General features: G+C 61.5%; 20 protein-coding genes and 2 rRNA genes. 8 read left to right on the top strand and 14 right to left on the bottom strand.

The window, feature by feature from the left end; translation table 11 throughout:
• Positions 1 to 81 precede the first annotated feature (81 nt).
• From BBG20_RS00935 to BBG20_RS00885, 11 genes are all read right to left on the bottom strand, one after another.
• The gene (locus BBG20_RS00935) at positions 82 to 2,532 is read right to left on the bottom strand and encodes a TonB-dependent siderophore receptor (RefSeq protein ID WP_065899509.1); all 2,451 of its coding nucleotides are present in this window, start codon (positions 2,530 to 2,532) and stop codon (positions 82 to 84) included.
• A gap of 92 nt (positions 2,533 to 2,624) precedes the next feature.
• Complete coding sequence (locus BBG20_RS00930) at positions 2,625 to 3,575, bottom strand: FecR domain-containing protein (protein WP_065899508.1); 951 nt, start codon at positions 3,573 to 3,575, stop codon at positions 2,625 to 2,627.
• Positions 3,572 to 4,081, bottom strand: coding sequence for a sigma-70 family RNA polymerase sigma factor (locus BBG20_RS00925; protein WP_065899507.1), 510 nt, complete (start codon positions 4,079 to 4,081; stop codon positions 3,572 to 3,574). The genes BBG20_RS00930 and BBG20_RS00925 overlap by 4 nt, the downstream gene beginning before the upstream one ends.
• 74 nt (positions 4,082 to 4,155) lie before the next feature.
• Positions 4,156 to 5,601 (bottom strand): efflux transporter outer membrane subunit, encoded by a 1,446-nt coding sequence (locus BBG20_RS00920; RefSeq protein ID WP_065899506.1) that lies wholly within the window; start codon positions 5,599 to 5,601, stop codon positions 4,156 to 4,158.
• A complete protein-coding gene (locus BBG20_RS00915) occupies positions 5,598 to 6,656 on the bottom strand; it encodes an HlyD family secretion protein (protein WP_065899505.1) in 1,059 nt (352 codons plus the stop codon). Before BBG20_RS00915 ends, BBG20_RS00920 begins: the two co-directional genes overlap by 4 nt.
• Positions 6,657 to 6,671: 15 nt before the next feature.
• The gene (locus BBG20_RS00910; RefSeq protein WP_065899504.1) at positions 6,672 to 8,207 is read right to left on the bottom strand and encodes an MFS transporter; all 1,536 of its coding nucleotides are present in this window, start codon (positions 8,205 to 8,207) and stop codon (positions 6,672 to 6,674) included.
• A 213-nt stretch (positions 8,208 to 8,420) separates the two neighbouring features.
• A complete protein-coding gene (locus tag BBG20_RS00905; RefSeq protein ID WP_065899503.1) occupies positions 8,421 to 9,341 on the bottom strand; it encodes a LysR family transcriptional regulator in 921 nt (306 codons plus the stop codon).
• Positions 9,342 to 9,400: 59 nt separating this feature from the next.
• Entirely contained in the window at positions 9,401 to 10,249 is an 849-nt protein-coding gene (locus BBG20_RS00900; protein WP_065899502.1) for an ABC transporter permease, read from the bottom strand.
• A gap of 11 nt (positions 10,250 to 10,260) precedes the next feature.
• The gene (locus BBG20_RS00895) at positions 10,261 to 11,112 is read right to left on the bottom strand and encodes an ABC transporter ATP-binding protein (protein WP_065899501.1); all 852 of its coding nucleotides are present in this window, start codon (positions 11,110 to 11,112) and stop codon (positions 10,261 to 10,263) included.
• Position 11,113: 1 nt separating this feature from the next.
• Positions 11,114 to 12,139 carry an ABC transporter substrate-binding protein gene (locus BBG20_RS00890; protein WP_065899500.1) on the bottom strand — a complete coding sequence of 342 codons (1,026 nt, stop codon included), beginning with the start codon at positions 12,137 to 12,139 and terminating at the stop codon, positions 11,114 to 11,116.
• Between the two features lie 14 nt (positions 12,140 to 12,153).
• The gene (locus BBG20_RS00885) at positions 12,154 to 13,044 is read right to left on the bottom strand and encodes a TauD/TfdA dioxygenase family protein (RefSeq protein ID WP_065899499.1); all 891 of its coding nucleotides are present in this window, start codon (positions 13,042 to 13,044) and stop codon (positions 12,154 to 12,156) included.
• A 369-nt stretch (positions 13,045 to 13,413) separates the two neighbouring features.
• On the opposite strand from BBG20_RS00885, the gene BBG20_RS00880 reads away from it, so the two are divergent.
• The 5 genes from BBG20_RS00880 to BBG20_RS00860 all read left to right on the top strand — a co-directional run bounded on the left by BBG20_RS00880 (position 13,414) and on the right by BBG20_RS00860 (position 20,002).
• The gene (locus BBG20_RS00880; RefSeq protein ID WP_065899498.1) at positions 13,414 to 14,112 is read left to right on the top strand and encodes a GntR family transcriptional regulator; all 699 of its coding nucleotides are present in this window, start codon (positions 13,414 to 13,416) and stop codon (positions 14,110 to 14,112) included.
• A 335-nt stretch (positions 14,113 to 14,447) separates the two neighbouring features.
• Positions 14,448 to 15,206: a DUF3050 domain-containing protein gene (locus BBG20_RS00875; protein WP_065899497.1), complete on the top strand. Its 759-nt coding sequence runs from the start codon at positions 14,448 to 14,450 to the stop codon at positions 15,204 to 15,206.
• Positions 15,203 to 16,150 carry a diiron oxygenase gene (locus BBG20_RS00870; RefSeq protein ID WP_065899496.1) on the top strand — a complete coding sequence of 316 codons (948 nt, stop codon included), beginning with the start codon at positions 15,203 to 15,205 and terminating at the stop codon, positions 16,148 to 16,150. Before BBG20_RS00875 ends, BBG20_RS00870 begins: the two co-directional genes overlap by 4 nt.
• The gene (locus BBG20_RS00865; RefSeq protein WP_065899495.1) at positions 16,147 to 19,524 is read left to right on the top strand and encodes an amino acid adenylation domain-containing protein; all 3,378 of its coding nucleotides are present in this window, start codon (positions 16,147 to 16,149) and stop codon (positions 19,522 to 19,524) included. The genes BBG20_RS00870 and BBG20_RS00865 overlap by 4 nt, the downstream gene beginning before the upstream one ends.
• A gap of 19 nt (positions 19,525 to 19,543) precedes the next feature.
• Positions 19,544 to 20,002: an SRPBCC family protein gene (locus BBG20_RS00860; RefSeq protein WP_065899494.1), complete on the top strand. Its 459-nt coding sequence runs from the start codon at positions 19,544 to 19,546 to the stop codon at positions 20,000 to 20,002.
• A 45-nt stretch (positions 20,003 to 20,047) separates the two neighbouring features.
• On the opposite strand, the gene BBG20_RS00855 is transcribed toward BBG20_RS00860, so the two are convergent.
• Positions 20,048 to 21,928 carry a methyl-accepting chemotaxis protein gene (locus BBG20_RS00855; protein ID WP_065899493.1) on the bottom strand — a complete coding sequence of 627 codons (1,881 nt, stop codon included), beginning with the start codon at positions 21,926 to 21,928 and terminating at the stop codon, positions 20,048 to 20,050.
• Between the two features lie 278 nt (positions 21,929 to 22,206).
• On the opposite strand from BBG20_RS00855, the gene BBG20_RS00850 reads away from it, so the two are divergent.
• From BBG20_RS00850 to BBG20_RS00840, 3 genes are all read left to right on the top strand, one after another.
• Positions 22,207 to 22,722 (top strand): sigma-70 family RNA polymerase sigma factor, encoded by a 516-nt coding sequence (locus BBG20_RS00850; protein WP_065899492.1) that lies wholly within the window; start codon positions 22,207 to 22,209, stop codon positions 22,720 to 22,722.
• Complete coding sequence (locus BBG20_RS00845; RefSeq protein ID WP_083221302.1) at positions 22,719 to 23,702, top strand: FecR domain-containing protein; 984 nt, start codon at positions 22,719 to 22,721, stop codon at positions 23,700 to 23,702. The genes BBG20_RS00850 and BBG20_RS00845 overlap by 4 nt, the downstream gene beginning before the upstream one ends.
• A gap of 92 nt (positions 23,703 to 23,794) precedes the next feature.
• A complete protein-coding gene (locus BBG20_RS00840) occupies positions 23,795 to 26,290 on the top strand; it encodes a TonB-dependent siderophore receptor (protein WP_065899490.1) in 2,496 nt (831 codons plus the stop codon).
• A 184-nt stretch (positions 26,291 to 26,474) separates the two neighbouring features.
• Here the strand turns inward: BBG20_RS00840 and rrf (BBG20_RS00835) are convergent.
• Both rrf (BBG20_RS00835) and rrf (BBG20_RS00830) read right to left on the bottom strand, forming a co-directional pair.
• A 5S ribosomal RNA gene (gene rrf, locus BBG20_RS00835) occupies positions 26,475 to 26,590 on the bottom strand.
• A 108-nt stretch (positions 26,591 to 26,698) separates the two neighbouring features.
• Positions 26,699 to 26,814 (bottom strand): 5S ribosomal RNA (rrf, locus tag BBG20_RS00830).
• Between the last annotated feature and the right edge of the window lie 119 nt (positions 26,815 to 26,933).

Raw genomic sequence — 26,933 nt, 5'->3', positions numbered from 1 at the left:
TTGCCGGCGATGACGGCCTGAAGAGCTGAGGTGCTTTCAGACCTTATCGCCGGCAAGCCGGGCTCCTAAAGGTTCAGGGGGTCACCAGTCATACGTCAGGCTTGAGACCACCGTGCGCCCTGCTCCGTAGTAGCAATCCAGGTCGCTGGTGCACTGCGACACATACGTCTTGTTGGTGAGGTTCTGCACGTTCATCGCCAGTTTCACGCCCTTGAGCTTGATCGGTGAGGCGCCCAGGTCGTAACTCAGGCTCGCGTCGTAGACGCTGTACGACGGCACGCTGAACGCGCCCTCGAAGTAGTCGCCCAGGCTTTGGCGCGCATAGCGAACGCCCAGTCCGGCGCCGACGCCGGCCAGCGGCGTATCGCCCAGCACGGTGTAGTTGACCCACATCGAGGCAGTGAGCGGCGAGATCCCGGCAGGATGGCGGCCTTCACGGCCTTCTTCATCCTTGGTGTACTTGATGTCGTTGCGCGAGGCCGAGGCGATGACCTCCCAGGCATCGCTGAGGGCCGCCTTGGCTTCCAGCTCCACACCGCGCGAGCGCATGGCGCCGCTCTGGGTGCTGAAGGTCTCGGTGGGGTTGGTGGTGATCACGTTTTCCTGGTCCAGCTGATACACCGACACCTGCACAAAACTCTTCTGGCCCGGCGGCTGGTACTTCATGCCGACTTCATATTGCTTGCCGGTGGAGGGGTCGAACGGTTTGCGCTGGGCGTCGGTACCGGTCAGCGGCAGGAACGACTCCGAGTAGCTGACAAAAGGCGCCAAGCCGTTATCGAACAAATACACCAGGCCCGCGCGGCCGGTGAAGGCTTCGTCCTTGCTGGCAAAACGTGTGCCTTGCAGCGGTTCCTTGTTCACCACGCTGGCCCAGTCATAGCGACCACCGAGCACCACGGCCCACTTATCCAGTTTGATCTGGTCCTGCACGTACAGCCCGGTCTGGCTCAGGGTGCGGTCCCAACGATACGGCTGGCCGAAATCCAGGCGTTGGCCGTAGACCGGCTTGAACAGGTCGATCACCGGCGGATTGCGGTCATACCGGCCATGGAACAGGGAGCCGGAGTGGTAGTAATCCAGGCCGATGATCAGGGTGTGGGCCAACGCGCCCGTGTCGAATTCGGCCTGGGCAATGCTGTCCACGCCAAACACTTTATTGTTCTGCGCCCAGTCCACGCCGAAGCGTTGCAGGTAGCGTTGGTCCTGCACGCCGGTGGCCGGATTGGCGACGAAACGGTAGCCGTGCAACGGCGCGGTGTAGCGGTCATCCACCTCGGCGTAGCGCGCGTTTTGCTTGAGGGTCCAGGTCTCGTTGAGGCGATGGGAAATCTCGTAGCCCAGCGCGTACTGCTCGCGGTTGTACTGGTTGACGCCCGGCTCGCCGAGGAACAGGTCGCGCTTGATCTTGCCATTGGGGTTCGCCCACAAGGTGCCGGACGCCGGCAGGCCTTGGGCTTCGGGCACGCCTTTGTCTTTCTGATACTGGGCGAACAGCGTCACGCGGGTGTCGTCGCTGGGCTGCCAGGTGAGGCTGGGCGCGATGAACTGGCGCTTGTTTTCGACGTAATTGATCTCGTCCTGCCCGTCGTTGGCCAGGCCGGTGAGGCGGTAGAGGAATTGCCCCTGCTCATCCAGCGGGCCGCTGAGGTCGATGGCCGCGCTCTTGTGCTCATAGGTGCCGGCTTGCAGCACCACCTGGTGCACCGGGGTTTCGCTGGGGCGCTTGCTGACCATGTTAACGATACCGCCAGGCTGGTTCTGCCCATACAGCACCGAGGCCGGGCCCTTGAGCACTTCGATGCGCTCCAGGGAGTAGGGCTCGATCTGCAACGCGCCACCCGTGCTGCCGCCGCCGTAGGGCAGGTGCAAACCGTCGAGGTACAAGGGCGTTGGCGTGAAGCCGCGCGAGGTCGGCTCGTCGAACAACTTGACCCGGTCAGCAAAGCCGCCGGCGGTCATGCCTGGGGTGTAGAGCAACGCCTGGGTGACACTCTGGGCACCGCGCGCCTTGATCTCGGCGGCGGTGATCACGTTGATGGTCTGGGGAATTTCCACCAGTGCCGAATCAGTCTTGCTGCCGGACGCGCTGCGCGTGGCGACGATACCGTCCACCGGTCCCCAGGCGCTTTCCTGGGCCTGCTGGCCGCTGATCTGGGTGGCACCGAGCTGCAACGGCCCGCCACCGGAAATCGCCTGCAACGACCACCCGCCCTGGGCCTGCACCGCCACCAGGCCGCTGCCCGCGAGCAACCGCTCCAGGCCCGACCCGACGCCGTAACGCCCCTGCAGGCCGCCACTGCGTTTGCCCTCGGTCAATGTGGCGTCGACCGATAACAAAATGCCCGAGGCACTCGCGAAATGGTTCAAGGCCTGATCGAGACTGCCCGCCGGGATGTTGTAGGCGCGCATTGTCTCAGTGGTGTCTTCGGCGTGAACCTGGATCGGCAGCATCGGCACCGTCGCCAGCAGGCTGACAAACAAGCCACGGCGCAGGGCGCGGGCCAAGGGTTGGATTGGGTGGTGCGGCATTGCAGGACTCCCCGTGAGAACGCTTCTTGATTGGCTTTCAAGAGGTATCCCGAACGGATCGCGCAAACCGACAAGACCTGAAGAAAAAATATTCAGGCCCGCGCCTTGATGGTCACCCAGTAGCGCGTCACCGACTGTACCTGCACCGGCAGCGAACGCTCCAGGGCCGCGAGGATTGCGTCGGTATCGTTCAGGGGGAAAACACCAGTGAGCAGCAGGCCCGACACCGCCTGGTCACAACGCAACAGGCCGGGGCGGTAACGGCTCAGTTGCGCGACGAACTCGCCCAACGGCTGGCGCTCGGCGATCAGCCGATGCTCGGTCCAACTGCTGGCTGCGGCGCTCACTGGCGGCAGCGCTGAACTGTGCCGCGCATCGAACCACAGGCTGTCGCCGGCATTCATCTGCACCGCCGGGCCATGTCGCGGGGTCACGCGCACGCGGCCTTCGTACAGGTCGACGCGGCTCCCCTCGGGCAGTTCACGCACGGCGAAACGAGTGCCCAGCGCCTGCACATCACCGGCAGGCGTTTCGACGATCAGCGGGCGCACCGGGTCGTGGCCGCTGGTCAGCAGGACCTCGCCACGGATCAAGCGAATGCGCCGCTCGCTGGCGCTGAAACGCAGGTCCACCGCGCTGTCGCTGTTCAGGTCCAGGCGCGTGCCGTCGCTGAGGGTAACGTGGCGAATCTCGCCGGTGGGGGTGCGGTAGTCGGCAAAGGTGGCCTGCCAGGGTTCGCTGCGTTGCACCAGATAGCCGCTGCCGCCGGCCACCAGCAGCAGGCCGAGCAGCTTGAGCGCGGCACGGCGCTGGGTGTCCGGGGTGTCGCGCAGCACCGCGCGGGCGCTGTCGACCGGCACGCCGCCGAGGGTTTGCTGCAGGTGCTGCAAGCGTTGCCAGGCGCGGCGATGCTCCGGATCGGCGGCCTGCCACTGGGCAAACGCTTCGTGCTGCTGGCCCTGCAGCTCACCGCCCCACTGCAGCATCAGCCATTCGCTGGCCTGCTCGACAATGGCCGGGGCGATGGGCGCGTCATGCCTCATTCTGCGTACGCCACCTGGTAGCAGGCGACGATGGCGCGGGTCATGTACTTCTGCACCGAGCTGACGGTCACGCCCAGGCGCTCGGCGATCTGCGCATAGCTCAAGCCTTCGAACTGTGACAGCAGGAATGCACGGCGCACATTATCGGGCATGCGGTCGAGCATGGCGTCGATCTGCATCAGCGTTTCGAGGATCAGCGCGCGGGTTTCCAGCGACGGCGACTCAGGCTCAGGCAAGTGCGCAATGCTTTCCAGGTAGGCGCGCTCGATGCGCAGGCGACGCCATTGGTCGATCACCAGGTTGCGCGCGATCTGTGCCAGGTAGCTGCGGCTTTCCTTGTCACCGGGGAAGCGCCCGGAGACCAGCAGGCGCAGGAAGGTGTCCTGCGCCACGTCAGCGGCATGTTCACGATCGCCCAGGCGCTTGCGCAGCCAGCCTTGCAGCCAGCCGTGATGATCGCGGTACAGGAGGTGAAGCTGTTGCTGGCCGTTGGTCGCGGTGTCCATGAAAAGCTCAGATACACGATTGAGAGCAATTATCATTACACCTTGTTTCGCGGCTGGCAAAAACTCTTTGCGGTTCAGCGCCCGGCAGTTTGCAGCGGATACACCGATTCCCAGCCGCCGCCCAACGCTTTGTACAAGCCGACCATGGCCAGCGACACCCCGGTAGAACTCTCCACCCACTGCTCCTGAGTCGCCAGCAACGCGCTCTGTACGGTGAGTACGTTGACGAAATCCACCACGCCTTCGACGTACTGCTGTTGTGCCGTGCTCAGGGCGATCTGGTTCTGGCGCACCGCTTCGGCAAGGCTGTCGCGGCGCAGTTGGCTGGCGTTGTAGCGGGTCAGTTGGTCGTCGATTTCATGCCACGCGCGCAGCACCGTCTGCTGGTACGCGAGGGCCGCTTCCTGCTGCTGGGCTTCGCGCAGGTCCAGCATGCCTTGCAGGCGCCCGCCGTTGAACAACGGCAGGCTCAATTGCGGGCCGAAGGCAAATGCGCGCGAACCCCACGAGCCAAAATCCGACAGCTGCATGGCCTGCGAGCCGAGGCTGCCGGACAAAGTAATGCGCGGGTAAAAATCGCCCTTGGCTACGCCAATACTGGCGGTGGCGGCGTGCAGGCGCGCCTCGGCCTGGCGGATATCCGGACGACGCTCGGCCAGCTCCGACGGCAGGCCGATGGCGACCTGGCGCTGGGTCTGCGGCACGCCAGCGTCCTTGGACAGTTGCGCGTGCAAGGCTTGGGGCGGTTCGCCCATCAACAGGCTCAGGGCGTTGATCAATTGGTCCTGGCGTTGCTGCAGATCCGGCAGGCGCGCTTCGATGGCGGCGACCTGGGCGGCGGCTTCGGCCACGTCCAGGTCGGTGGCCACGCCGTCGGCCAGGCGCAGTTGCGACAGCTTGAGGCTGTGACGCGCGACGTCGAGGTTTTGCTCGGTGACGGCGCGGGTGTTCTGCACGCCGCGCAGTTGGATATAGTCCTGGGCAGTCTCGGCGAGCACCGACAACAGCACGGCGCGGCGGTCGTTTTCGGCCACTTGCAGGGTGGCGTCGGCGGCTTCGGTTTCGCGTTTGACGCGGCCCCAGAAATCCAACTCCCACGACGCGGTGAACCCCATGTCCCACTGGTTGAAGGCCGACCGGCCATTTTCGCCGGACGGGTCGCTCAAGCCTTTGCCGCTGTTGCGCTGGCGCAGGTAATCGCCGGTGGCGTTGACGTTGGGATAGCGCTCGGCGGTGGTCACCTGGCGCACCGCGCGGCTTTGTTGCAGGCGGCTGCTGGCGAGCTTCAAGTCGAGGTTATCGGTCAGCGCACGGCGTGTGAGTGCCGACAGTTGCGCGTCGTGGAACACATCCCACCAGCGCTCCTGCAGTGGGTCGCTGACCGCGCGACTGGCGGCCTGACGGCCCTGCGGCTCGGCCCATTGCGTCACCTGCGGGCTCTGGGGCCGCTGGAAATCCGGGCCGACGGTGCACGCGCTCAGGCTGATCAGGCTCACGGTGAGCCAGGCAAGGTGTCTCATTGCTGGGCCACCTCACGTTGCTGTGCGACAGGCCGGGTGTCGACACTGGCTTCCACCGACATCCCCACGCGCAGGCGCTCGGTGTGGGCCTGGTTGGGCTCGAGCACGATCTTCACCGGAATGCGCTGCACCACCTTGGTGAAGTTGCCGGTGGCGTTGTCCGGCTTGACCGAAGCGAAGGTCACCCCGGTCGCCGGCGCAAGGCTTTCCAGGTGGCCGTTGAGCAACTCGCCGTCGAGGCTGTCGACGCGCACCTGCACGGCCTGGCCGGCGTGCATGTGCGAGAGCTGGGTTTCCTGGAAGTTGGCTACCACGTAGGCCTCGGCCAGCGGCACCACCGCGAGGATCTTGCTGCCCGGCGTCACATAGGCGCCGACCCGCACCGCACGCTCGCCGACCATGCCATCCACCGGCGCGACAATGCGCGTATAGGACAGCTGATAACTGGCCATTTCCAGCGCCGCCTGGGCGCGCTTGAGCCCACCTTCGGCGGCATCGCGCTGGGCCGTGAGGATTTCCACCTGCTTGCGCTCGGCCGCCAGCACCGCCGTGGCATTGGCCAGGCGTGCGGTGGCCTGGTCGATACGGGTCTTGGCTTGCTGAGCGTTTTGCACGGTGCCCGCGCCGACGCCGGCCAGATGGTTGTAGCGATTCAGTTCGTGCTCGGCGAAGGCCACTTCAGCGCGGTCTGCCGCCACGGTGGCCTGGGCCTGGGCGATCACCGAGCTTTGGCGCTCCAGGGTCGCGCTGGCGTTTTTCAGCTGGGCCTGGGCGACCAGGGTGTCGGCATCGGCCGCTTGGGCGGCGGCGCGAAAATCACGGTCGTCGATCAGCGCCAGCAGTTGGCCGGCCTTGACGCGCTGATTGTCTTCCACCAGCACTTCCTTGATAAAACCGGCCACGCGCGGCGCGACCAGGGTGAAGTCGGCGGCGACGAAGGCATCGTTAGTGGTCTGGCGCTTGCTGCCCAACACACCCGGCGCCACCAGGTACACCAGCACGCCGACGGCGAACACGGCGATAACGGAGACGGCAATTTTGTCTTTGCGTTTCATGAAAATTCCTTGTGGCTAGGTCGGTGCGCGAGGCGGGAAAATCCGCGTGGGCATCCAGAAAATCAGCAGGATCAACGCCACCGCGACGGCGGCCATGACGTAGTAGAGATCCGAAGAAGTGAGCACCACGGCCTGCTCGTGCAGGCGGTGGGCAACGCCCGGCGCATCACCCTCGGCCAGCGGCGAGTTGCCCAGGCCGTCGACCAGCATGGTCGAGTGAAAATGCAGGCGCTGGGTCGTCAGCGCATCCAGCACACCGGTGGCGATCACGGCGGCCAGGCCTTTGACGGTGTTGAACCAGGCCGAGGCGAACGGCCCGTCCGCCGGCTGGATACTGCCGGTGGAGAGCATCAGCAGCGGCAGCACGGCCATGGGTTGCCCGAAAATCTGCAGCAGGTACAAGCCGTAGAAATCGTCGCGAATCCATTCCGACGTGAGGTGCGCACTGCCGACGCAGCACAGCACCAGCATGCCCAGCCCGGTGCCCAGTACCCAGCGGCAATCGATCCAGCGCAGGTTGCACAAGGCGGCTACCAGCGGCAGCGCGATCAATTGCGGCAGCGCCATCAACAACATCACCGGCGCGGTTTGCAGCGGGCGATAACCCTGGACCTGGGCAAGGAAACTCGACGGGATGATGATCACCGAGGTCAGCACCATCAGCACGCCGGCCAGCACGATCAAGGCAAACGACAGGTTGCGCAGGCCGAGCATCTGCAGCTTGAAAAATGGCATCGGGTGCGACCATTCGTTGAGCATGAACAGCACCAGCAACACGGTGCCGCCGCTCAGCAGGAAGGTGATCAGGCCCGACTCGAACCAGTCCAGGCGATTGCCCTGCAGGATGCCAATCACCAGCATGCAAATCGCTGGAAACCCCAACAGCAGGCCGCGCCAGTTGAACTGCTTGAACCGCTCCAGGCGCACGGGGTCCTGCGGCAAGCCGTAGGCCACGGCGGCCATCGCCACAAGGCAGGGGCCGACGATCTGCCAGAACGCCCACTGCCAGCCGACATATTCGGTCCACAGCGCCGCCAGCGGCGTGCCGAGGCTCGGGCCGAAGGTGGCAGTGAGCGCATAACCGGCCAGGCCATACAGCTTGACGTTGGCGGGCAGGAAACGCAGCGCCACGGTCATCAGCATCGGCGGCAACGCCCCGCCGGCCAGGCCTTGCACGGTGCGCAGCACCAGCAGGCTTTCGTAGTTCGGCGCAAACGGGCACAGGATGCCGAGCACAGTGAACAGGCCGATGGCGCACAGGGTGAAGCGGCGCAGGGAGAAGGTCACCGAACACCAGGGCGCAAAGGCCATGGCCGACACCGAGGTGGCGGTGTAGGCGGCAACCAGCCAAGTGCCTTCGTCGAAACCGATGTAGAGCGCGCCGCGAATATCCGCGAGGGCCACCTTGGTGACCATCTCGTTAAGACCGGAGACCAGCACGGCCAGCAATACGCCGACCAGGCCGATGATGATGCGCGGGCCGAATACAGGCGGGGTGATAGCGGTGGGCTTGGCTGCGGCCTGGAGTGCGGGAGCAGCGAGGGAAGTCATGAACAGGCAACTCGGAATGGTAAATACCCGAGCAGTTTAATCAGGCGTACACATGACAAAAAGTTACTTGTCGGCAGGTTATAACTGCACCAGACGCAATCCTTAACTCACTATTAACTCGTGCTTGGGGCGATGGAGGCCTGGATCACGTCGAGGTATTCGCCGAGCCTGCGCTATCGCCGGCAAGCCGGCTCCTACAGGGGCTATGGGGTGTCAGGTGGGTTGCGCTTCGAGCCAGGTGGCGTGGCAACTCTCGCGCATGGTTTCGCGCAGCCATTTGTGGGCCGGGTCTTTGTCGAAACGCGGGTGCCAGGATTGGGCCAATACCAGCGTCGGCAGCGAGATCGGCAAGGCAAACGCGCGCAGTGGCAGCTTCAGGCGATTGGCGCTGAGCAGCGCTTCCTTGGGCACCGGCAGCAGCAGGTCGGAATCGGGCAGCATGAACATCGCGCCGTGAAAGCCCGGGGCGATCATCGCCACGCGGCGCTCCAGGCCTTGGGCGTTCAGTGCGGTGTCAATCGGGCCGCGGGCGATGCCACGCCGCGAGATGCTGATGTGGGAATAGCTGGCGAAGCGCGCTGCAGTGATCTCTTCGTCGAACAACGGGTGATCTTCCCGCGCCAGGCCGACGAAAGTGGTGGAAAACAGGTTCTGTACCTTCACTTCGGGACTGACCGGCATGGTGTTGCTCACGCGCAAATCCAGGCGCCCTTCACGCAGCGCCTCGTCGTCGGTGTCACCCTCGGGCACGAAGCACAGCTCGCACAGCGGCGCCATGCGCTCCATGGTGTCGAACAGACGACCGCCATACACGCCGATAAAAAAGTCGTTGGCGCGCACGCTGAAGCGCCGGCGCAAGGTGCTCAGGTCGACCTGGTCCGCCGAACGAAACAGCAATGCAGCCTGCTCCACCACGTTGCGCACCTGGCCTTGCAACTGCAGGGCCTTGGGCGTCGGCACCAGGCCGCGACCGGCGCGCACCAGGATCGGGTCGCCTACCGCCTCGCGAATACGCGTAAGGGTGCGGCTCATGGCCGCCGGGCTGAGGTTCATCCGTCGCGCGGCACCGACCACGCTGCCCTCGTCGAGTAATGCGTCGAGGGCGACCAGCAGGTTCATGTCCGGTAGTTGCATGCCAAGCACTCGTAAGCAGTGGGGAGTGAGCGGAATGCAATCCTAGCAGGACGGGCGAATCAGCGCTGCATGCCCCAGCGCTTTACCGTCAGACGCTCGAAGGTGTCGAACACCAGGTTTTCCACGAGCAGGCCGATCAGGATCACTACCGCGAGCCCGGCAAACACCTTGTCGGTGTACAGCTCGTTGCGGTTCTGGAAGATGTACCAACCCAGGCCGCCCTTGCCGCTGGTAGCCCCGAACACCAACTCGGCGGCGATCAGCGTACGCCAGGCAAAGGCCCAGCCGATCTTGAGGCCGGCGAGGATCGACGGCAGCGCCGCCGGGATCAGGATGAACAGCACAAAACGCATGCCCTTGAGCCCATAGTTGCGGCCGGCCATGCGCAGGGTTTCGGACACGCCGAGAAATCCCGAATAGGTGTTGAGCGCCAGCGCCCACAGCACCGAATGCACCAGCACGAAGATCAGGCTGTTCTGCCCCAGGCCAAACCACAGCAGCGCCAGCGGCAGCAGGGCGATGGCCGGCAACGGGTTGAACATCGAGGTCAGGGTGCTCAGCAGGTCGCGGCCCAGTTGCGTCGACACCGCCAGGGTGGTCAGCGCGAACGCCAGCACGATACCAATCAGGTAGCCCTTGATCAGCACCACCAGCGAAATGCTCACCTTGCTCAGCAATTCACCGCTGAGCAAGCCGTCATACAGCGCGTAAGCGGTCTGCAGGAAACTGGGCAGCAACAGGTCGTTGTTCTGATAACGCGCGACCGCTTCCCAGAGGATCGCGAGCACGATCAGGATCAGGCCTTTGCGCAGCCAGCCTTGTTGCCACAGACGTTGGCGCAGGGGCAGCTCGCGTTCCACGGGAACGCTGAGCAGCGGCTCGAGAGTAATTTCGTATTCCTGGCGCATGGGTTGTCCCTTCAGTAAGCGATGCGGATATCGGCGAAACCCAACTCACGTTCGGCCTCGGGCGCTTCATCGAACAACAGGCGATGAATGCGTCGCGCCGACGCCTGGAACTCCACGCCGCCGAGGCTGTGCAGGTCGTATTGATGGCTGTGGATTTCCGCACGCACCCGCCCCGGATGCGGCGACAGCAACAGGATGCGATTGCCCACCACCAGCGCTTCTTCGATGGAGTGAGTGACAAACAACAGGGTGAAGCGCACCTCCTCCCAAAGCAGCAGCAGCTCTTCCTGCATCTTGCGCCGGGTCAAGGCGTCGAGGGCGGCGAAGGGCTCGTCCATCAGCAGGATTTTCGGCTGCATCGCCAAGGCGCGGGCGATCGCCACGCGGGCTTTCATGCCGCCGGAAAGGGTGTGCGGGTAAGCGTCGGCAAAGGCGCTGAGGCCGACCTTGTCGAGGTAATGCAACGCGCGCTCTTCGGCCTCAGCACGCTTGAGGGTTTTCGACGCCAGCAACGGAAACATCACGTTCTGCTTGACGGTTTTCCAGGGTGGCAGTTGGTCGAATTCCTGGAACACCACGATGCGGTCCGGGCCCGGGTGTTCGACCTTTTGCCCCAGCAAACGGATCTCGCCTTCGCAGGGTCTGATAAACCCGGCGATGGATTTGAGCAAGGTGGATTTGCCGCAGCCCGACGGGCCCAGCAACACGTAGCGATCGGCCGGATCGATTTCGAAACTGACCTGGTGCGTGGCCCGCACCACGCGCTCGGGGGTGCGGTATTCCAGGCTGACTTTATCCACCGCCAGCAGCGGGGCGGTGGTGTGCAGGTTGCTGGCCGTGTGGCCTTGCAAGGGCGCGTTCATCTCAACTTCCTTGCAGGGGCTTGGCGTCCTGGAAGAAGTAGTCCTTCCACGATTCCGGCTTGTTCTTGATGGCGCCGACGCGGTAGAGGAATTCCGCCAGCGGGTAGGTGTTTTTCGGCGTGACGCTGAACTCGAACTGCGGGTTCTCGATGATTTTCAGCAGCTCGGCGCGGTCGATCTTGGCCTTGGTCACGCGAATGTAAGTGTCGGCGGCGGCGCCTTTGTCGTTCTGGGCAAACTGCGCCGCTTCGGTCAACGCTTCCACGAATGCCTTGTAGGTCTTCGGGTTGTCGTTGCGGAACTTTTCAGTGGCGAACAATACCGTCGGCGAGTTCGGGCCGAGCAGGTCGTAGGTGTTCAACACCACATGCACGTTAGGGTTGGTGAGGGCCTGCTCCTGGAATGGCGGGTTGGAGAAGTGCCCGGTCAGTTCGGTACCGCCGGCGATCAGTGCCGCCGTGGCGTCCGGGTGCGGGACGGCGACGGTGTACTTGTCGAGGCGATTGAATTCCTTGTCGCCCCACTGCTTGGCGGCGGCGTATTGCAGGAAGCGCGACTGCACCGAAACACCCACGGCCGGCACCGCGATGCGGTCCTTTTCAGTGAAATCGGCGATGGTCTTGACCTTCGGATTGTTGCTCACCAGGTAGTACGGGAAGTTACCCAGGGACGCCACGGCCTTGACGTTCTGCTTGCCGTGGGTGCGATCCCAGATGGTCAGCAGCGGGCCGACACCGGCCCCGGCAATGTCGATGGAACCGGAGAGCAACGCGTCGTTGACCGCCGCGCCACCGGACAGCTGGGTCCAGTCGACCTTGATGTCGATGCCTTCCTGCTTGCCATATTTCTCGATCAGGTTCTGGTCGCGTACGACGTTGAGCAACAGGTAGACGATGCCGAACTGCTCGGCAATGCGGATCTCACCTTCGGCGTGCGCAGCCGCCGGAGCTACCAGGCTGCCAGCCAACAGGCTGACACCCAGGCCAACCGTCGCGGCCAATCGTGCAAATGGGATTTTCCTGGACATGGTCATGCTCCGAATCAGAAAGGCGCGTCGCCCTGGATGGTGGTGCGATAGAGCTTGCGGCGCAGATTGCTCGGGCAACCGGCGGCCAGGTGGATCAACGAGCGGTTATCCCAGAACACCAGGTCATGGGGCTGCCATTGATGGCGGTAGATGTTGTGTGGCAACACGCTGTGGGCGTAGAGCTGGGCGAGCAGGTCACGACTTTCGTCTTCCGGCAGGCCAACAATGCGGGTGGTGAAGCCTTCACTGACGAACAGCGCCTTGCGCCCGTTTTCCGGGTGGGTGCGCACGATGGGGTGCACGACCTCGGCCACCTGGGCGAGCTGCTCGGGAGTCAGCGTCGGGCGCCAGTTACCTTCGAATTTGGTTTCGCTGTAGCGCGCGGTATAGGAGTGCGCGGCGCTGCGGCCTTCAACGGCTTTGCGCAGGTGCTCGGGCAATTGGTCCCAGGCCTTGTGCATGTCGGCGAACAACGTGTCGCCGCCTTCGGAGGGCAGCTCCTGGGCGTGAAGCATAGAGCCCAGGCTCGGCAGCTCTTTATAAGACAGGTCCGAATGCCAGAACTTGCCCGCATCCCCCAGGCCGATGGATTGGCCATTTTCGATGATGTTGGAAACGATGAGGATTTCCGGGTGATTGGCCAGCAGGAACTGCTTGAGCACGTGGATCTGCAGCACACCGAAGCGGCGACTGAAGGCGATCTGCTGCTCGGGGGTGATGCGCTGGTCGCGGAAGACCACCACGTGATGGTCCAGGTGGGCGCGGTGAATGCGCGCGAACTCCTCGTCGCTGACCGGGCGGGACAAGTCCAGGCCGATGATCTCGGCGCCAACGCTGCCGGGCAGTGGATGAATCTCGAATGTTTGGGCGGTGGTCGCTGTTGGAACAGTAGAGGTGGCGGACATGAGGTCACTCCCGGTCAGACAGGAGAGTGACTTTATAGATATAAGAACAGCAGTTTAAATACCGTTAGTGAATATCGATATGCGGGAATGTAGCGGCGCAACCCCGCCCGGCGCGTTATTGACGCAATAAACAGCAGGGCAATAAAGCGTTGAGTCCGGGTCAACACCTGCGGCGAATGCCGACTCGGCAGGCGGCTCTTGAAACCGGGTCGCGTAAGACGCCATAAAGGCTGGATGTGGGCGCCGGGAGCGCTGTGTTGAACCGCTTACAAGCCGAAACCGTGCCCGTTTGACAAGCCTATAAGCAGTCTCTAGTGTGCATTGGATCCAATTAGCCACCCCTATTCTAATAAGGAGGATAGCGTAACCGTGACGCAGAAGCCGAACCCATTGAACAGCATCAAGATCAGCGGTCCTATTCCCGCCCATCTCGCTCGCTCCGTGATTGAAGAAACCTTGCGCAATGCCATCCTGGATGGGCGATTGCCTTGCGGTACTGCCATGCGCCAACAGGAGCTGGCCAGCCTGTTCGGGGTCAGCCGCATGCCCGTGCGTGAAGCCCTGCGCCAGCTCGAAGCCCAGTCACTGCTGCATGTGGTGACACACAAGGGCGCCGTGGTCGCACCGTTGATCGAAGATAACTCGGCGGAAACCTATGCACTGCGAATGTTGCTGGAGTCTGAAGCCCTGCGCTTGTCGATCCCCTTGCTCACCGAGGCCGATATCGCCGAAGCCGACGCCTTGATCTGTGCGCTGGAGCAAGAAAAAGACTACGCCGAGATTGGCCGCCTCAACCGCCTGTTCCACATGGCACTTTATGGCAAGGCACCCAACCAGCGGTTGCTCAAGTTGGTGGAGCACGGGTTGAATGAGGAGGAACGCTTCTTGCGTTTCAACCTGGAAGCGATGGGATTGGGCGAAACCTCCCAGGAAGACCACCGTGAGCTGCTGCAACTGGTGGCACAGAAGAAAATCGATGAAAGCATCCTGACCCTGCGCAATCACCTGATGCGTGGCATGGAAGTGATTACGACCTACCTCAATGGCCTGGACAAAGGCGACAACTAAGCCGCGCACCTCTGTTTACCCCTATCGCCCTTCAAGCGCTACGCCCCACCGTCGGACAGGGGCGTAGCACCGAAGATATCTCCTACTTGCAATAGAGTAACTTACTGACAGCACATATTATTTAGAAAAACTTCTAACACATTTATATGCTCGCCAAACTGTTTAACCCGCTTATTATCTTTTATCACTAAACCAGCCGCCCTCTTCAACAGCGCCACACCGCCTGTGGGCGGCCGTGCGCATCACGCCTGGTTTACATCCGCTTTTCTTTATTGCCGATCACAATAGCCCCTCGCTGTTCCTACAGCAGACGCAACAACTTATAGGCATCAACCATGTATCAACCGTTACTTGAACAGACCAAACTGCAGTTATGCAATCACCCGTTATTTGCAGAAATAACTTCGCGCCACAAGTTACAACTTTTTATGGAAAGTCATGTATTTGCGGTGTGGGATTTCATGACCCTCACCAAACGCCTGCAACAGGACCTGGCCGGTACTCGCCTGCCCTGGCTTCCACCTGCCGACCCACACGCTGCGCGCCTGATCAATGAAATTGTACTGGGCGAAGAATCGGACTCGCATCCCCGACAAGGCTATTGCAGCCACTTCGAACTGTACCTGGAGGCCATGGCCGAGGTCGGCGCCAGCACTTCGGCGATCGAGCATTTTATCGCGCTGCTGCGCCAGGGCCTGGAAGCCGACTCGGCGTTGCAGGCGGTCGATGTGCCTGCCGGTGTTGCCCGCTTTGTCAGTGCCACGCTGCACATTGCATTGAACGCGCCCACTCATTGTGTCGCGGCGGCATTTCTTCACGGCCGTGAACGGGTCATCCCGACGATGTTCGAGCACCTCCTGCAAGCCGATGAACTCATTCATGACCCGGCGCCTACCTTGCAGGGCTATCTCAAGCGCCATATCGAAGTGGACTCCCAGGAGCACGGGCCGGCGGCCGAGCGGTTGCTGGAGCGCCTGGTCAGCGCGGATCCGGATTACCCGCGACAAGCCTGCGACACAGCCCTTGCGGCGGTGCAGAGCCGCCTTGCCTTCTGGGATGAGGTGCGGGCCTCGCTGCACAGGGTGCGCCCATGAACAGCACCGACTACCCCTCCATTGCCGACGACTGGGAGCGCCGCGCAACCATTCGCACCCGCCCCCGTCGCTGGCTCGAAAACGATGACAAATTGATCTATCCCCTGAGCCGCCAACCCCTGGTACTCAGCGCGACCTTTCTCGAACACTGTGCGCATTGGCGCGACTTCGTGCTGGTGCAGAGCTTCTACAAATTCATCAACGACGTGGTGATTTTCGAAACCGAAATCGTCGACAAGACCGCGCGCAGCATTGCCAAGAATCGCTTCTCGCTGCCCTTCCCGCTGGCCTGCCGCGTAGACGCGATGACGGTCGTGGTCGACGAGGATTATCACGCGCTGGTCGCGCTGGATTTCCTGCAACAAACCGTGGCCATGACCGGTATCCAACCGCTGGACCTGCCAGGCCAGATCGAATTGAGCCACGCCCTGCCGGCGGCACAGGCGCAGGTACCCGCTCACCTTCGTGATGCCGTGGAGCTGATCGGGGTGGCCATCGCCGAAAATACCGTCACCCAGGATGTGGCGGCGTTCTCCAAGGACAGCAGCGTCAAGGCCTCTGTCCGTGGATTGATGGCCGACCACCTGTTTGACGAAGGTCGTCATGCGCAATTCTGGACGCGGCTGGTGCGCCTGTATTGGCAATCCGCGAGTGCGGCCGACCGTGACAGCATCGCTCAGGTACTGCCGACGTTCCTCGCCCATTACCTGACCAATGACTTGCAGAAAAACTTCGACCTGCACCTGATTGACCACCTCGACATCAGCCACAGCTTGCGCAATGCACTGCGCGATGAAGTCGCCGCGCTGGCGTTCCCCATCCACCGCCAGCATCCCTTGCTGGGAAATATCATGGGCTTCCTGCAGCACAGCGGCTTGCTGCAGACACCCAGTGTGGCGCTGGCGTTGAAGGACTATCTGCCGGTGCCAGGGAGGCCGATATGAGGCGCCTGGAGATCGGCTGGAGCGGCACCAGCAGCGCCCTTGGTGCCATCCGGCAAGAGCTGGAACGGTATGGGCATATCGCGGGCGACGAGGCCATCGACCTGTTGATTGAAGACGGTAGCCAGGCATTGCCGACACACGCGGACCACCACCCGATGCTAGGCCTGCGCGCCGGCATGGGGCCGTTGAACGAGCACGGCCTGCCAGCCCTGCAACTGCGGGCCTACGGGCATGAGCGGCGACTGCTGGCGGTGCTGGACATCGCCGATGAGCCCAGTGGCAACGGCAAGCGCCTGCGCCAACAAGTGACCGGTGCGCTGGTTGAATGGATCGCGCTGCACGTCAGCAGTTTCTCGCGGGACCCTGGGTACTTCTGTTCGAGTGCGGTAGCCAACGACTGGCCGGAGCACGACTTGCGAGCGCTTGAGGCGCTGGCGTTCATACACCGATTCAATCAAACCGCAGACCCTGCATTGCTGCAGGAGGCCCGGGTCCCCGTGATCGAACAGGTGCAGGCCAGCCTTCATACGTTCGCCGACAGGCCTGCGTTGAATATCGCCGGACGCCAGGTGACCTACCGCCAGTTGCAGGTCCTGGTGTTGGCGATCCAGCGCCGGTTGCGACCTCTGCTGGAAGCAGTCGAGACGCCGGCGGTGGTCGGCGTATACTTGGAGAAATCCATCGAGCTGTACGCCAGCATTCTTGCAGTGTTGGGCTGTGGGGCGGTGTACCTGCCACTCGGACTGGAACAGCCTCCCCACCGCCATCAGGGTATGCTCGACAGCGCGGGAGCACGGGTGTTGCTGGACGCCGGCCAACACCCCTTGCGGGGGCGCTTCAATGCTTTAGATGTGAGTAGGGTGAGCCCGCACGATGCCGACACCAACGCGGCACTGATGCACCCTCGTCCCTGCCCCGATGCGCCTTGCATGGCGCTCTTCACCTCGGGCACCTCCGGCCAGCCCAAGGGCGTGCTGCTCAGCCAGGGCAACCTGGCGCATTTCACCGCGTGGTTCAGGTCCTGCATGGACATGGGAGAACACAGCCGTGTGTTGCAATTTTCGCCGTTGAGCTTCGATTCGTCGCTGATCGATATCTTTCCTGCGCTGATAGCAGGCGCCGAGCTGATCGTCCCCAGCGAAGCGCAACGACGCGATCCCCGGCAACTGCTCGACCTGCTGCGCCGGCAACACGTCACTCACGCCTTTCTACCCCCGGCCCTTCTCAACATTCTGCCGCTTGATCAACCACTGGGCCTGAGGCACCTGCTGACCGGAGGCGATGTCTGCGAGCCCCATGTGATCGAGCAGTTGGCGGGACAATGCCAGTTTCACAACCTCTATGGCCCCACCGAGGCCACGGTGCTGGTCTGCCATCGCACCTTGCGCCCCGGCGACAGCAATCGCAGCCTTGGCCAGCCTATCGCCAACAGCCAGGTGCTGATCCTCGACGACCAGCTGCAACCGGTGGATGAACAGGTGATGGGCGAGGTGTATATCGTCGGCCCCGGTGTGAGCCTGGGGTATGTGAACCTACCCCAAGGGGCCGCCAACCCTTTTGTGACGCTGGCGGTGCCTGGCGGCCAGACCCTGCCGGCCTACCGCAGCGGTGACCTGGCCAAGTGGACTGCCGACGGCATTGTGTTTGGAGGGCGGCGCGACGATCAGGTGAAGATCCGTGGTTTTCGGGTCGAGCCCCAGGACATTGAACATTGCCTGCGCAACAGTCAGCTGTATCGCCAGGTGGCGGTGGTGATCGACCGAGACGGCAGCATCCGGGCGTTCGTCGCCCAACCCCGACCGGGCGCCACAATCGCGACCCTGCAACAGCATGCGCGGCAACAGCTACCGGATTACATGCAGCCCGGTTGCTGGAGCGAGTTGCCCTGTATGCCGCCCACCAGCAACGGCAAGGTCGACCGCCAGGCTCTGCGGGCCCTGCCGATGCCAGCGCCGACGCAGCCCAGCCAACGCACTGCACGCACCCCGTTGCAGGTGCGATTGACCCACCTGTGGAGCGAACTGTTGGCAGTACCCGCCGGCGGGTTGTCTATCGATGAGGGGTTCTTCGACCTCGGTGGTCACTCCATTTTGCTGTCGACCTTGTTGCTGCGCACTCGCGAGCTATTCGGACGCAGTTTCGCCTTGAGCCATTTCATTGAAGTCCCGACGATTCGTACGCTTGCGACCTTGCTGGAAGATGGTCAACGACCCGACTCTCCGTCTGGCCAGGCAGTGAAGGATGCTCAACGGCAGCGGGTGATCCACACACTGCCCGAGGACCGCGCAGGCGACGCGCACAAAGTGATCGTGACAGGCGCCAACAGCTTCGTCGGCGTGCATATCGTCGAAGCGCTATTGGCCGGTGGCGCAACCGAGGTGGCGTGCCTGGTAAGGGAAGAACCGGGGCACACAGCGATGGCGCGCTTCCAGCATGCGTTGCGCGAATACCACCTGGAAGGTCTCGACCTGAGCCGAGTACGGGTGTTCGCGGCCGACATCAGCCTGCCGCTGCTGGGCCTGGCCAATGAGGTGTATGACGCGCTTGCCGAAGACTACGGCGTGCTGGTGCACAACGCCGCGCGCGTCAACCACGTGATGGAATACGCCACGCTGGCCAGGGACAACGTCGAGCCCATCTTCGAGTGCTTGCGCCTGTGCGAGACCCGCCGCAAGAAAGTCTTCAATTTTATCTCGACGCTGTCGGCCTGCAGCAGCATCGACGCCTCGGGGCACGTGCTCGAAGCGCCGGCATCAGACACGTTGCCGCTGTATCTGAAGAACGGCTACAACCTCTCCAAATGGGTTGCCGAACGGCAGTTGGGGCACGCGGTAAGCCAAGGTGCCTGGGTGAATATCCATCGCCCCGGGAACATCAGTTTCAACAGCCGCAACGGTGCCTGCCAGCCGCAGAAAAATCGCCTGATGCTGATGCTCAAAGGCTCGCTCCAGTTGGGCCTGCTACCGCGTCTGGAACTCAATTTCGACCTGGTGCCGGTGGACTTCCTGGCCCGGTTCATTGCGTTCCACTGCGCCAGCTTTCAAGCAGGCGCAAGCGTGTTCAACCTGCACAACCCACAGCCTTTGAGTTGGGCGCACTACCTGGATGCCTTCAGCCAGGCGGGCCACAGTTTCGAACGGGTGAGCGTCGCGCACTGGCAGCAGGCGCTGCGTACGGTCAACCAGGACAACGCATTGTTTGGCGTGCTCGGCTTTTACCTCGACCGCCTGGACGAAGACATCGGCGACACCTCAATGATTCGTCATGACAACGCGCGGCAAGGCGTCCGGCAGATGGGGGAGCAGTACCCGGAAAAAGACGCGGCACTGCTGAGCAAAGGCTGCAACTACCTCAAGGCCATCGGCTTTCTTTGAAACGCCTCAGGACACCCTCATGAAACCACTGCAACCCGATACATTAATCCGCAACCCGAGCGCCCCGCCGATCGTGGCCTCTGTCGTGGTCGACTGCCCTGCCACCCGCCTGTGGAGCATGGTGGGACAGTTTGCCGGCTTCAACGTATTCATCCCGGCGCTCACGCATATCGAAATGATCGGCACCGGCGTGGGCGCTTTACGTCGCAAGTTTTTCCGCGACGGCCACTGTGTCGTGGAGCAACTCAACAGCCGCGACGAACACGCCATGCACATGACCTGGACCACCCTCTACAACACGCTGGGCGTGGCCAGGTTGTGGGCGGCCATCCAGGTGGAAGCCATGGGTACGGAGTGTTCCAGGGTGACCTGGACCCTCGTTGCCGAGCCCATGGATGCAGCACAGGCTGGATTCGAGCAGTTCTTGCAGGGGTTCGCCGACAGTGCCCTGGAGAATGTGCGGCGGTTGCTGGGTTGAGCGGCAGGAGCAGAATGCTCCGCGCCTGCCAGGTTGATCAGCGGTTCAAATCTTGAAGCTGTCGACCAGTTGCTTCAACCGATTGGCCTGCTGCGACAGCGCATCGCAGTCCTTCAAGGTTTCATTCAGGTTGGCCACACCCTGCTGGTTCAGCAGGTTGATCTGGTTGATGTCGACGTTGAGCGTTTCCACTACCGCGGTCTGCTCCTCGGTGGCCGCGGCGACGGATTGGTTCATGCCATCGATCTCGACGATCCGCTGCGTCACGCTGACCAGGCGCTCACCGGCCTGGTTGGCGACTTCTACGCTCTCTTCGCTAGATGCCTGGCTGGCATTCATGGTGGTCACCGCTTCACGCGAGCCCACTTGCAGCGAGGTGATCATCTTGTGGATCTCTTCGGCCGACTCCTGGGTACGGTGAGCCAGGTTGCGGACCTCATCGGCGACCACCGCAAAACCACGCCCGGCCTCGCCAGCGCGCGCTGCCTCGATGGCGGCGTTGAGCGCGAGCAAGTTGGTTTGCTGGGAGATGCCTTTGATCACATCAAGGATGTGGCCAATATTGTCGGTGCTGGCATTCAGGGTTTCGATCTGCGTGCAGGACAGGCTGATCTTCTGCGACAGCGCAGACATCGCCAGGATGGTCTGCTCCACCACTTTGCGGCCATCGTCGGCCTGCTCACTGGCACCGCTGGCATGCTGGGAAGCGTCGGCGGCGTTACGTGCAATTTCCTGGGTGGCCGCCCCCAGCTCATTGATCGCGGCGGCCACGCTATTGGTGCGGGCGCTTTGTTCGTCGGAGCCGACGATCGAGGCGTTCGAAGACGCCATCACGCGCTGCGACAAGTCATGCACCTGGCGAGTGGCCGAAGACACTTCGGAAATCGAGGCGTGAATGCGCTCCACGAACTGATTGAACGCACTGCCGACTTCGCCGAACTCATCCTTGCTGGTGACAGCCAGGCGGCGGGTCAAATCGCCCTCGCCCTGGGCAATGTCCTGCATGGCCACACCCATGGTGGTCAGAGGGCGCAGCAGTACCTGGATCAGCAAGCTCAGCAGCACAGCAATGACGACCACGGCGATCAGCATGGCGATCAGTGCGGAAGTACGGAATTTACCCAGCGGTGCGTAGGCTTTGTCTTTGTCGATCGACAGGCCGATGTACCAATCTGCACCCGGCAACCCGCTGATAGGGGTGAATGACAAGATTCGGTCCTGACCATTGAGGACCACATCCTGGCTGACTTTCTCGATACGGACGTGGGTGCCTGGGTAGATGTCCTTGAGGTTTTTCATCACCTGGTCCTGATCCGGACTGACGATGACCTGGCCGTCACCACTGACCAGAAACGCGTGGCCAATACCACCGAAATCCACCGAGTTGATGATCTTCACCAAGGTCTGCAGGCTCAGGTCGCCACCGACCACACCGAGCAATTCGCCGTTCTTTTTCACTGGCATGGCGATGGTTACGATCTGCCCACCCACTGCGGCCATGTACGGCGGCGTGAGCATGGGCTTATCGGCGACTACAGCTTGCTTGTACCAGGGGCGCTGGCGAGGGTCATAGCCGTCGGGCATCTTCGCGTCAGGACGTTGGGTAAACACACCGTTGGTTTGCCCGACATAGGTGAACTGGAAGTTGGAGGTGAAGGCCGCCTGATCGACCAATCCTGGGAGGTCGGCACCACTGCCCTGATGGGCAATGTTTTGCGTCAGGCTTTCGAGCACCAGTATTCGACCACTGAGCCAGTTCTGCACACTGCTGGCAGTGAGTTCACCGGATTGCTGGATAGACGATTCCAGGTTCTGCTTGATGGTGCTGCGTTGCAGGTAGTCGTTGTAGAGGGTGAATAACGCGAAGGCCAGAACCACGACGCCTGACGCGGCCAACAGAATTTTATGACTGAATTTGAGATTCATTTCATCGACTTCTTTTGCCAAAGGGGGGTGAGCGTGCCGAGTGGAACATTCCATGTACGGTATAGGCAGCTTCTGTGGCTGCTCTATTTCGGTGCACGCATGGCTCGTCAGGCTTTCGGCCAGGCCCCGGCAAAACTTAGGAAATTGTGAGAAGGATCCTTATTTTGCGTAGGAAACCGACAAGTGGTTGTCGTACAAGGATCAGAGTTGCAAAATTTTTCAGCCTCCCAAACAATGCGACTAATTATCATTTGTAACGTTTGGCCAGGTCAGTTTGAATGCCGTCTTCTGAGTACCTCGCGTGTGAAAATGTCGTGCACACGCTTTACAGCACCCATCACCACTGGCTGAAGACCTGGCTGCGCGGGCGCCTGGGGAATGCTGCGGATGCTGCCGACCTGGCTCAAGACACCTTTGTGCGGCTGCTGCAGAAAACCGAACGGTTTGAACTGAGGGCACCTCGGGCTTTCCTGCGCACCATCGCACGCGGCTTGGTGATTGATCACTGGCGTCGCGAGGAAATCGAACGGGCCTACCTTGAGTCCATCGCCCATTTGCCGGAAGCATTGGCCCCGAGTGCCGAAGCGCGGGCATTGGTGCTGGAGTTGTTGGAAGAGGTCGCCCGACTTCTTGAAGGACTGAAGCCAAAGGTGCGTAAGGCTTTTCTATTGGCTCAGTGCGATGGATTGACGTACAAGCAAATCGCACAACAGATGGACGTGTCGCTGCGCTCGGTCGAGCGATACGTCGCCGAAGCGCTCTACCACTGTTACGTGCTGCGGTATGAATCATGACGCCGATGGATAACGTCGCGCGTTCCGGGCCGGATCCCCAGGTGGTCAAACAAGCTATCAGCTGGGCACTGCGCCTGCGTAACAACCGCGCCAATGTGCGCCTGCGCGCGCAATGTGAGCATTGGCGCGCCGCTCACCACGACCACGAACTGGCCTGGCAACGGGTGCAGGCGCTGCAACAGGAATTGAGCAGCCAACTCACGGCGATTCCCGGGGCGCATAGGGCACTTGAGAGCAGTGCACAGGGGCTGGGACGACGGCAGGCGCTGAAGCTGTTGTCGGGTGTCGTGCTGCTCGGATCCGCGGCCTGGATCAGTCGCGACCTCGCCGGCTGGCAGCGCTGGACCTCCGACCTCGCTACGGCCACCGGCGAACGGCGCAGCATCCAGTTGCCGGATGGCACCCGCCTGCAACTCAATACTGACAGTGCAGTGGACCTGGACTTCAACCCGCAGCAACGCCTGATCACCCTGCTGCGCGGCGAAATCCTGGTGACCTGCGGCGCGGCCGCATCCACGCCGTTGCTGGTGAAAACACGCCACGGCTTGCTCGAAGGCATCGATGGCCGGTTCGCCGTACGCCAAGACAGCGAATGCACGCGGCTGAGTGTGGTCAGCGGCAATGTCGCCATTCATTCCCCGCACCAGGCAGATGGCCTGTCAACGCAGGTTCACGCGGGCCAAAACTACCTCGTGAGCCCGACCCAGGCCACCCTTGTCCCCCCCCTGGATATGGACATCAGCGCCTGGGCTGATGGGCTGATCGTGACGCGTGCCATGCGCCTGGCTGATTTCCTAGCGGAAGTAGGACGTTATCGTCATGGCTATCTGGGTTGCTCGGCAGATGTCGCCGACCTGCGGCTATCGGGGGTTTTCCGCCTGGAAGACACCGACAAGTTGCTGGCGATCTTGCCGCAGACCCTGCCCGTCCAGGTGCGCTATCGCACGCGTTGGTGGGTGAGCCTTGAGCGGTCTGTCTGATGTGCTGACTTTTTTTGGCGGCTTTTTCCCGTGAGACCGGCTTAGACAGTAAGCCTTCAATCTGCCCTCACCGGCCTCTACGGACCTTGATCATGACTGTGCGTTTTCCCCGCAACTCTTCCAACTCTTCCTACCCGTTATTGAGGAAAGCCGTACGCGCGGCAATGCTGTCGACAGCGATGGGCATCAGCGTGGTATCGACCAGCAGCATGGCCGCAGAGGCAGGTGCCGTACAGGTCAGTCAACACTATGAGATTCCCGCAGGGCCGCTGAGCGACGCGCTCAATCAGTTCGCCCGGCAGGCAGGCATCACTCTTTCCGCCACGCCTGCGCAAACTCAGGGCCGACAATCGACCGGACTGCAGGGCGAGTATTCCGCCGAACAGGGCCTGAATCATTTGCTCAACGGCTCCGGCTTGCAGGCTATTTCCGAAGACGGTGTCAGTTTCGTGCTGCAGGCGACGCCGCAAAGTACTGCGCTCACGTTACCGACCACTGATATCAAGGGATTTGCCTTGGGTAACGCACTGGGAAGCATGGAAGGCTACAACGCGACTCACAGCCAGATCGCGACCAAGACCAGCACCGCGTTGCTGGAAACCTCGCAAACGGTTTCGGTCGTCACGCGCGAGCAGATGGACGACCAGGGCTCGCAGACGGTTGCTCAAGCCATGCGTTACACCCCTGGCGTGTTGACCAACCCATATGGCGCCACTCATCGATATGACTATGTGGCAATGCGCGGCTTCAACGATGGTTCTGTGGATAACATTTACCTCGATGGGCTGAAGTCCATGGGGGACAGCGGTACGTACAGCACGATGCAGGTGGATCCGTACTTTCTGGAACGCGTGGACATTCTCAAGGGCCCCTCTTCAGTGCTGTATGGACGCAGTTCGCCCGGCGGCCTGGTGGCGCTGACCAGCAAGAAGCCATTGTTCGAGCCTTATCACCAGGTGCAGGCAACCGTCGGCAGCAACGGGCAGCGCGGCATGGGCTTTGACTTCAGTGGGCCTGTGGATGATGACAAGCGCATTGCCTATCGACTCACAGGGCTAACGGATAAGTCCGACACACAGTTTGATCACGCCAAGGAAAAGCGCTTCGCTTTGGCGCCGACACTGAGCATCGATTTTACCGATGACACTTCGCTGACGCTGCAAGCGTATCTGCAGCACGATCCTGATGGCGGCTACCACGGCGGAATGCCGGCAGATGGGGCATTGCATCAGCGCAATGGTCAGCGGATCTCCAGCCACTTCTTTGAGGGTGAGCCGGGGGTTGATGGCTATAAGCGCGATCAGCAGTCGTTTGGCTATCAGTTTGAGCATCGCTTCAATGATGTCTTCACCGCGCGCCAGAACTTTCGTTACCTGGACTCCAAGGTGAAGTTGGATCAGGTATACGCCTACGGCTGGACCACACCGACCAGCAATGAACTGAATCGCTACTACTCGGGCGGTGATGAGAAGCTGCATGCGTTCATCATCGATAACATGCTGCAAGCCGAATTCTTTACGGGGGCCACCAAGCACACCGTGCTGATGGGCGCAGATTATCAACGACGTAAAACGGTGGTGGACTGGACGAGCGGGTCACTGCAACCGATCAATGCGTTCAACCCGGTCTATGGCAACTCGGCTATCAGTTACTACAGCCCGACCAGTTATCTGCGACGCCTGGAACAGACCGGCGTTTATCTGCAGGACCTGATCGAAATGGATAAGTGGCGTTTTTCCCTGGGAATGCGCCAGGACTGGGTAGAGACGTCCGATGAAAATCGTATCGCTGAGGCGGGGCGACCACTCGGCACTGAGATCAGTGACAAGCGAACCAAGCTCACCGGCCGCGCGGGCGCGCTGTACTTGTTTGATAGCGGCCTGGCGCCGTATGTCAGCTACTCCGAGTCCTTCAATCCGAACTCTTATTCAGACAGCTCGGGCAATCCTCTCGCGCCTACGGACGGGACGCAGTGGGAGGTGGGGCTGAAGTATCAACCGCCGGGCACTGACAACCTGTTTACGGCCTCATGGTTCCGCATCGACCAGGAGAACCTCGCGACCAAGTTGCCACAGGAGAACTTCTATCGTGCCGTAGGCGCTGTGCGCTCTCAGGGGTTGGAGTTGGAGGCTCATATGCAGCTAACCGATAACCTGAAGGTCTTGGGTAGCTACACCTTCACCGACATCGAGTATTCCAAGTCGATGGTGAGTACCTTGAGTACCGCGGACAACGTGATTGAGAACAAGGGCAACTCGCCGACACAGGCACCTCGTCATATGGCCTCGGTGTGGGCGGACTACAAATTTGATAGTGGCGCCTTGGACGGAGTGCGGCTTGGGGGCGGTGTGCGCTATGTCGGGTACAGCTGGGCAGATGCGGAGAACACCATGAAGGTACCGTCCTACACCTTGTTTGATGCTTCGCTAGGTTACGACTTAGGCAAGGTCGGCTTGAAGGGTGTGGATGTGCGACTGAATGCCAATAACCTGACCAACGAGACGTATGTAGCCTCCTGTGCCAGCCTGAACTTCTGCTATCTGGGGGAAGAACGCAACGTCAGCGCAACACTGAGTTACCAGTTCTAATCCGATAGCGTTCAACCCCAGCCAGTGCCTGATAGCAGGCACTGGCTTTTTTGTGTCGGCAATATGGGTTGCCCTTTGGATTGCCTCTCTCGGATGCCCAGGGGTTCGAACCACAGAGGTTTCCATCTTCCCATAAACGACAAAACCCCTGTCTGCGCTAGCAGACAGGGGTTTCGGAATTCAATCTTGACGATGACCTACTCTCACATGGGGAAACCCCACACTACCATCGGCGATGCATCGTTTCACTGCTGAGTTCGGGATGGGATCAGGTGGTTCCAATGCTCTATGGTCGTCAAGAAATTCTGTGTATCAGCCCGTCATGAAGCAACGTGCCGATGAAATTCATGGACTTCTACATAAACAAAACCCCTGTTTGCGTTAGCAAACAGGGGTTCTGGAATTTAATCTTGACGATGACCTACTCTCACATGGGGAAACCCCACACTACCATCGGCGATGCATCGTTTCACTGCTGAGTTCGGGATGGGATCAGGTGGTTCCAATGCTCTATGGTCGTCAAGAAATTCGGGTACTGAGTCGTGACCATATGGTCTCGCTTCAGCAAATTGGGTATGTGATAGCTTTCGGTGTTTTGTGAGCGTCGAACTTTCGGTTCATTTCGTCTTCACACACCGCAATC

It is taken from the genome of Pseudomonas aylmerensis, assembly GCF_001702265.1.
GTDB lineage: Bacteria > Pseudomonadota > Gammaproteobacteria > Pseudomonadales > Pseudomonadaceae > Aquipseudomonas > Aquipseudomonas aylmerensis.
Note: the sequence above shows the minus strand (reverse complement) of the source record. Positions and strands in the feature narration are given on the sequence as shown.

What these genes read in the sequence shown, in the direction of transcription:
- BBG20_RS00855 (WP_065899493.1), bottom strand. Translation starts at nt 21,928, where the DNA reads ATGAATCTCAAATTCAGTCATAAAATTCTGTTGGCCGCGTCAGGCGTC.
- BBG20_RS00885 (WP_065899499.1), bottom strand. Translation starts at nt 13,044, where the DNA reads ATGTCCGCCACCTCTACTGTTCCAACAGCGACCACCGCCCAAACATTC.
- BBG20_RS00870 (WP_065899496.1), top strand. Translation starts at nt 15,203, where the DNA reads ATGAACAGCACCGACTACCCCTCCATTGCCGACGACTGGGAGCGCCGC.
- BBG20_RS00895 (WP_065899501.1), bottom strand. Translation starts at nt 11,112, where the DNA reads ATGAACGCGCCCTTGCAAGGCCACACGGCCAGCAACCTGCACACCACC.
- BBG20_RS00900 (WP_065899502.1), bottom strand. Translation starts at nt 10,249, where the DNA reads ATGCGCCAGGAATACGAAATTACTCTCGAGCCGCTGCTCAGCGTTCCC.
- BBG20_RS00850 (WP_065899492.1), top strand. Translation starts at nt 22,207, where the DNA reads ATGCCGTCTTCTGAGTACCTCGCGTGTGAAAATGTCGTGCACACGCTT.
- BBG20_RS00915 (WP_065899505.1), bottom strand. Translation starts at nt 6,656, where the DNA reads ATGAAACGCAAAGACAAAATTGCCGTCTCCGTTATCGCCGTGTTCGCC.
- BBG20_RS00840 (WP_065899490.1), top strand. Translation starts at nt 23,795, where the DNA reads ATGACTGTGCGTTTTCCCCGCAACTCTTCCAACTCTTCCTACCCGTTA.
- BBG20_RS00905 (WP_065899503.1), bottom strand. Translation starts at nt 9,341, where the DNA reads ATGCAACTACCGGACATGAACCTGCTGGTCGCCCTCGACGCATTACTC.
- BBG20_RS00935 (WP_065899509.1), bottom strand. Translation starts at nt 2,532, where the DNA reads ATGCCGCACCACCCAATCCAACCCTTGGCCCGCGCCCTGCGCCGTGGC.
- BBG20_RS00930 (WP_065899508.1), bottom strand. Translation starts at nt 3,575, where the DNA reads ATGAGGCATGACGCGCCCATCGCCCCGGCCATTGTCGAGCAGGCCAGC.
- BBG20_RS00860 (WP_065899494.1), top strand. Translation starts at nt 19,544, where the DNA reads ATGAAACCACTGCAACCCGATACATTAATCCGCAACCCGAGCGCCCCG.
- BBG20_RS00890 (WP_065899500.1), bottom strand. Translation starts at nt 12,139, where the DNA reads ATGTCCAGGAAAATCCCATTTGCACGATTGGCCGCGACGGTTGGCCTG.
- BBG20_RS00925 (WP_065899507.1), bottom strand. Translation starts at nt 4,081, where the DNA reads ATGGACACCGCGACCAACGGCCAGCAACAGCTTCACCTCCTGTACCGC.
- BBG20_RS00845 (WP_083221302.1), top strand. Translation starts at nt 22,719, where the DNA reads ATGACGCCGATGGATAACGTCGCGCGTTCCGGGCCGGATCCCCAGGTG.
- BBG20_RS00910 (WP_065899504.1), bottom strand. Translation starts at nt 8,207, where the DNA reads ATGACTTCCCTCGCTGCTCCCGCACTCCAGGCCGCAGCCAAGCCCACC.
- BBG20_RS00875 (WP_065899497.1), top strand. Translation starts at nt 14,448, where the DNA reads ATGTATCAACCGTTACTTGAACAGACCAAACTGCAGTTATGCAATCAC.
- BBG20_RS00920 (WP_065899506.1), bottom strand. Translation starts at nt 5,601, where the DNA reads ATGAGACACCTTGCCTGGCTCACCGTGAGCCTGATCAGCCTGAGCGCG.
- BBG20_RS00865 (WP_065899495.1), top strand. Translation starts at nt 16,147, where the DNA reads ATGAGGCGCCTGGAGATCGGCTGGAGCGGCACCAGCAGCGCCCTTGGT.